Consider the following 6,256-nt stretch of genomic DNA (forward strand, 5'->3'; position numbering starts at 1 on the left):
AAGCGGGAAAAAAGCTGTCGATATAACGAATTAATATGTCTTAAACATGTTTTAGAATGTCTTTAGCTTGTTTTTTATCAGAATAAGGTATCATTCCTGAATTGGATGGGTAACCTACAGCAATGAACATAACAACACGCTTATATTGTGGTAAGTTGAGTAAACTAGCGACAGCCTTATCTTGATTAATTAATTCAGGCCAGTTAATAGGACAACTGCTTAACCCTAAAGTTTCAAGTGCTAACATAAACTGCATTGATGCAAGCGAACTGTCGATATATATTACATGACGGTCGCGTGAAAGTGGGTAATAAGATAAATCACCCACAACCGCAATTAAATGTGGAATGTTGTCTGCAAATCCAGCTGTTCCTCCTGGGAGATTAGCTAGCTTTTTAAGTAATGGCTGACTCGAAATAGAATAAAATTGAAAAGGCTGCCTATTACATGCGCTTGGAGCTTGTAAAGCAGCATCGATCGCTTTCTTTATTTTTTCTATTTCTACGCTTTTTGATTGAAACCAGCGTACCGACGTACGAAACTTTGTTAAGGCTAAGAAATCCTCATACTCTACTTTGTGAGGAGCTTTTTGATGGTAAGAGTATGGTTTTTTCGAGGTTGAACACAAAGTTGATAGCTGGTTAAAAGCTAAAAAGCTTTCATTAATAACAGGGTTATTTTTATCTACTACAGAAAAGTACTCCGTTATTACATCTGACGCCCACTGCAGTTCTGATTGGTCTACCTCAGAGTTACTTAGCGCAACACGATAAGCAGCAATGGTTTCACTTATATAATCAAGTGCATAAATACTTCTCCTAGGTTGCATAATTAAGCCTTTCTCTAAGCGATGTATATTTCTACGCAATAATGCACTTGATTTCCCATGCATGCCTTGCTGTCTTTTATACGCTAAACGGGCTTTCAGTATGGCTTGATGCTCATAGAAAAAATCTCGTGAGAAGAAAGTGAAATACAGTCCAGATAGAATTGCAGATTTGCTACACAAAGGTAAAAGAGCAGCTTGAAGTTGCTCTATTACCTTTTTTAATAATTTGATTACCGTTGTTTTCATCAAATTCTAACTAATTACAGTGAGCTTATTGCTGCAACAGCTACACCCATTTGATACATAATTTGTGTTGCCGAACTCCAAAGGGTCAAATTATCAATGTAATCCGTATCGAGTGGAACAACAATTGTGTCGCCTGGTGACAGCTGGAAGTCATTGTTAACTGCAAACCAAGAGCCTGCATCAGGAACTTCAATTAAACCGCTTGCTTTGATGATATAAATACGCTCTTCATCAGCGCGCTGTTTAAGACCACCACTTCGATTTAAATAATCGTCAAGTGATAGCTCATCTTGAAATAGATGAGAACCTGAGAAATTAACCTCACCGACAACATTAATGCTATTACGCTTAGAAGGAACATATAAAACATCACTATCTTCTACTTCTAAACGGCGCTTTCCATTAACGATCGAAGGTAAGTCAATAACTAGTCGGCCAACGGCTTTAACTTTAGCAAGATCTGTAAGTAAGCTATTCATATCTTGATATGATAAAGAAGCATCAGTTATTGAGCTGTTAAAACTCTTAGAGGCAATATCTCTTCTCAAGTCTTCAGATATTTTATTTAATTGCTGCTGCTGTTGTAAACGAATAGATTCTCGAGTAAAAATAGCACCTTCAGGGAATGAAAACTCAGTGAAGCCCCCTGCACGCTCAATAACACTAGATAGCGTTTCACCTTTAGCTATACTGTAAACACCAGGGAATTTTACCTCACCAATAATGTTGATTTTTCGATCTTGCTGCCAATTCGGAATTGGATAAATGTTGATCGTGTCTTTGCTCTTTAACTCATATTTACTGATTGAGCTTTTATCTTTTAAGCTGGATAAATCAACACCGATGTGCTCAAGTACAGAATTTTCTTTATAGCGCGTAATTTCTGCATTTTGAAGATACGCTGACTCTTTTAAGCCGCCAGCCGCAATAATTGCATCACCCACATTAGCATTTACAGGGCGAGGATAAACTCCTTCATAGAATACTTCGCCACGCACGCCAATAATTTGAAGTCCACCATCTTTTGTAGCTTGCTGATTCAACTTAGAAAGGATAGGCTTTAATAGCTTTTTACGGCTAAATACTGCGTATTCATCTTCTTTCAACTCTTCTTTGTTAGTCAACAGCTCAGTTATTGATAGCACTTCCTGCTTAGTTTCTTCAACTAAAGACTCTGCAAGCTCTTTATCCAAGGCTGTACCAAGATCAATAAACTCATAGAATTTGCGCTCTTCGTACTCATCCCAAAGCTTAATTTTTTCTTGTTGCTTTAACTGCTCTTGAGTCAACGCCATACCGGTAAGCGCATTTTCTTCATTTTCTAAAGATTGGAAGCGGCTAAATACAACCACAATATCTCGAGGTTTTAATTCTAGGTCTTCTTCTCCACTTATCGCTTTTAGAAGTGAAAATTGATGTACCTCTATATCACCACGAAGATTAATTTCTCGGACAATTAAAGAATAGTCATAATCAGCAATTGGCAATAAATCAGTTTTAAGTGAACCAAATAGTTGGCTCACTTTTTTTCCTTCATGCCAAGCATAATTGCCAGGATGAGCAACAGCACCAAGTAGGGTCACAGCGTTATCAAGCTCTTGGCTAGAAGATGGAACACGAATTACATCACCATCATTTGGTTTATACGCATTTTTATTAGATAAGTTAAGTTGCAAAACTGTTCTCGAGCTATTACCAGTATAACGCTCTACAACTGTTTTCTGCGGATATGCAGCGGCATTAAAACCGCCAGCCATAGCTATTAAATCTTGACTAGACTCATCTTTTTTAAGCTCAAAAATGGCGGGTCTACGTACCTCACCTTTAACGCTCACCTGCATACCAACAGGTGGAATAAACACAACATCACCCGGCTTTAAAATGACATCATTACTACTATCACCTTTTATCAACAGGTTATATAAGTCGAGAGTTGTTACTGTCTTTCCTGCACGCTTTAGTTGTATATTTCGAAGAGAACCAATCTCTGATACACCACCACTCACGAATAACGCATGGGTAATTGAAGCTAATGAAGGAACAGTATAAGCACCAGGCTTGTATGCCTCACCTAAAACCATAATACGGATTGAGCGTGTTTTGCCCATTGATACAAAAGCTTCAGTACCAATAACCTCTTGTTTAACTTTAGCTTTAATAAGTTCAACTACATCACTGTATTGCATACCACTAACTGTGACTGGCTTAAGTTTATTAATTGTTAAGCGGCCTTCACGGTCTATTACAACTTCTTCTGTAGAAGATTCTTTACCAAATAAGCTAACTGAGAAAGTATCACCTGGACCAACAATATAAGAATCAGGCACTAGAGCACTTTCTGACGGTGCAAACGTGGTTGGTTCACCAGAAAAAAGTTCATAACCGAATGGTTTAAGCTTATCTTCTTCAGGTTTAAACTTATCTTCTTCTGTAATTTCTTTGTTATCTTTATTATTGTCAAACATCCCTCGAGACAAAACAGTATCAGTATTTTCATTTTCTAACTGATTCGCGTTTTGACCTGTTGAATCCAACATACTAAGATCTAAGCCATATTTCTTAGCAAGCGCTTCTTGTTGCGACTTAGGTAGCTTTTTAAATTGTTCTATTTGTTGCTTAGTTGGAGTGACTGAATGAGCCTCAGTTATGAATATAAGCGAGATAAAAAGAGCGATTACAAGTCTAAAAAACTTCACAAAGTTTCCCTTCTAAGAAAATAAAGATAGCCGCGGCATACTACATCATTTCATAAGCAAAAAAAATGGGTAAACAAGTTTACCCATTTATTATTAACTTAAAAATTAGAAACTATACACAAGCGTCAATGACGTTTCTGTATCTGTGTTTTCTTTGTCATCGGCAACATCTGAGTTCTGGGTGATGTTATATGCCACTTTCATTTGCAGTGAGCCGTTGATTTTAGCAAGAATTGCAGACTCTGAACGTGTTTTGGTGTTGGTATCACCGTATTCAACTGATACTAACTGAGTAAAACGTGCACTGTCTGAAATTTGCCAGTTGTAATCAACTTTACCTAGTGCGATTACTTCACCTTCGCGCTCACCAGCAAGCGAATTACCGTTGTCATCAACTTCAGTGCTGTCATCTGGGTATTGGAAGTACTTATAACCCGGACCGACTTCAGCATTAAGCCACATGTCAGAACGGTCAATTAAACGTAAACCATAACCCGCTGAGATAACTGACTCGTTACGGTATGCACCAAAGTAATCAGATACGTGCGAGCCGTAGATGAATAAATGTGAGTGCTTTTCGTTTAACTTGTAGTTACCTTGCGCTGAGATTGAGTACTTTTCGTTAGTACGTTGTGTTTCTTTAACACCTTGGTCGTTTTCGATCTCATCTTCTTTATAAAGACCGTCTAACTTGTACTCGTTATTCCAGTTTTCTAGGTTATGTAAAACCTTGATACCACCTTTTAGTGTGGTTGTTTCAGTGTTACCGCTTGTTACAATAGCACCTAACTCACTGGTTACATCCCAAGTTTTGGTTTCATCTGCTGCGAATGCGCTAGTTGCAGCTGAGGCTGCAACTAGAATTGATAAAGCTTTTAATTTCATTAAAAAATAACCTTTACTACTTTAAGTTCGACTTATTAGTCTTCTTTATGCAAATGAACATCCATTTGCGGGAATGGGATGGTGATGTTGGCATCATCTAATGCGATCTTAATGTTTTCCATTAGATCGAAATATGTTGGCCAATAATCAGCTGAGTTAACCCATGGGCGAACGACAAAGTTTACGCTTGAATCTGCTAGTTCAGATACAGCTACTGTGTATGCTGGGTCTTTTAATAAGCGCTCTTCTTTATCTAACACTGATTTAAGAACTGCTTTTGCTTCTTTTAAGTCTGCATCGTAACCAACACCGATTACTAAATCGATACGACGAGTTGATTCACGAGAGAAATTGGTAATTGGGCTGCCCATAATTGATGAGTTAGGCATGATAATTACTTTGTTATCAGGTGTACGAAGTTCTGTAGAGAAAATTTCGATTTTCTTAACTGTGCCAGCTTTACCGCCAGCTTCTACATAGTCACCTGATTTGAATGGGCGAAGTAAAATGATTAAAACACCTGATGCAAAGTTAGACAGTGAACCTTGCAATGCTAAACCTACTGCTAAACCAGCCGCACCTAAGATAGCAATGAATGACGTTGTCTCAATACCTAATTGAGATAGTGCCATTAAGATTGTTGCAGCAAATACAATTGCATAGACAATACTAGCAACAAATGAACCTACAGCTTTATCTACTTTCTTTTTATCAAATGCTTTTTCGGTTAAGCCTTCGCAGAATTTAGCGATGCGACCACCGATGAAGAAAATGATTAGCGCTAGAACCGCCTGAACGGCGTAATGTATGATTAAACCTGAATTCTCGTTGATCCAGTTCATTATTGTATCCATGTTCTCTCCTGAAGTTCATTTTTAGCATAACGCTGTACAAATTATATATGATCTTTGGTTAAAAAATCATTAAATTACGCGCAAAACTAAGAAATGAGTATTTGCCTAATTACAAAAAACGCAAGTCTAATCTGCAAAACTGAACGCCCGCTGACCAAGGTGACGATTCTGAATTTTCTGAGGTAAGTAAGTTTTTTCTACTTTTTTCAATTTAGGGCTTCACAAGCTAAACTTAATTATGTAATATGCGCGCCACACCAAACGAGGTGTATCTCAGTGGCGGCTGTAGCTCAGTTGGTAGAGCCCCGGATTGTGATTCCGGTTGTCGTGGGTTCAAGCCCCATCAGTCGCCCCACTTCTCCCCCTTTGTAAATCCCTATATTTCACTAATATTTTCTATTTTAATCTCAAGATTTAGTTTTATCTTCATCGACTGACTTTAATTCTAAAAGCTGTCAGCTTTGGCTGTTCGGGGTTGTTTGTGGTTCAATATTATTTCTTTTGCACAAAGAGAAGTGAATGAGGAAACCACAATATTACTTTCTCTTAAGCGAAGCGCTCTCTTATCCTCTTTGTGATAATTTGATTTTCTCTGTGTAGCGCGCAGCGCCTCTGTGTTCTTATATGGACTCCCCGTTTTTTGTCAACGGAGTATTTATTAAATAAAGATTAGATGCTGGCTTATATACGGACTCTATTTGGGGAGCTACCCCTGGTCACTTTAATGTATTCGCCCCTTTATGACT

General features: G+C 38.0%; 4 protein-coding genes and 1 tRNA gene. 1 reads left to right on the forward strand and 4 read right to left on the reverse strand.

Translation table 11 applies throughout. The annotated features are described in order from the left end of the window. Nucleotides 1-40: 40 nt before the first annotated feature. The 4 genes from NH454_RS18365 to NH454_RS18380 form a co-directional block, all read right to left on the reverse strand. A complete protein-coding gene (locus NH454_RS18365; RefSeq protein WP_253039908.1) occupies nucleotides 41-1,075 on the reverse strand; it encodes a nitroreductase family protein in 1,035 nt (344 codons plus the stop codon). Nucleotides 1,076-1,089: 14 nt separating this feature from the next. Continuing rightward, nucleotides 1,090-3,771: an SLBB domain-containing protein gene (locus NH454_RS18370; protein ID WP_253039910.1), complete on the reverse strand. Its 2,682-nt coding sequence runs from the start codon at nucleotides 3,769-3,771 to the stop codon at nucleotides 1,090-1,092. Between the two features lie 105 nt (nucleotides 3,772-3,876). Next, nucleotides 3,877-4,656 carry a DUF481 domain-containing protein gene (locus NH454_RS18375; RefSeq protein ID WP_253039912.1) on the reverse strand — a complete coding sequence of 260 codons (780 nt, stop codon included), beginning with the start codon at nucleotides 4,654-4,656 and terminating at the stop codon, nucleotides 3,877-3,879. A 35-nt stretch (nucleotides 4,657-4,691) separates the two neighbouring features. Continuing rightward, entirely contained in the window at nucleotides 4,692-5,510 is an 819-nt protein-coding gene (locus NH454_RS18380) for a mechanosensitive ion channel domain-containing protein (protein ID WP_054563554.1), read from the reverse strand. 279 nt (nucleotides 5,511-5,789) lie between these two features. Between NH454_RS18380 and NH454_RS18385 the strand changes: the two genes are divergently transcribed. Beyond that, nucleotides 5,790-5,865 (forward strand) — tRNA-His (locus tag NH454_RS18385). Nucleotides 5,866-6,256: the final 391 nt, after the last annotated feature.

Source organism: Pseudoalteromonas sp. Ps84H-4, from assembly GCF_024124645.1.
In the GTDB taxonomy this organism is placed as follows: domain Bacteria; phylum Pseudomonadota; class Gammaproteobacteria; order Enterobacterales; family Alteromonadaceae; genus Pseudoalteromonas; species Pseudoalteromonas lipolytica_C.

Excerpts from the sequence above, each read along its gene's own strand:
- NH454_RS18375 (WP_253039912.1), bottom strand. The coding sequence starts at position 4,656 with ATGAAATTAAAAGCTTTATCAATTCTAGTTGCAGCCTCAGCTGCAACT.
- NH454_RS18380 (WP_054563554.1), bottom strand. The coding sequence starts at position 5,510 with ATGGATACAATAATGAACTGGATCAACGAGAATTCAGGTTTAATCATA.
- NH454_RS18365 (WP_253039908.1), bottom strand. The coding sequence starts at position 1,075 with ATGAAAACAACGGTAATCAAATTATTAAAAAAGGTAATAGAGCAACTT.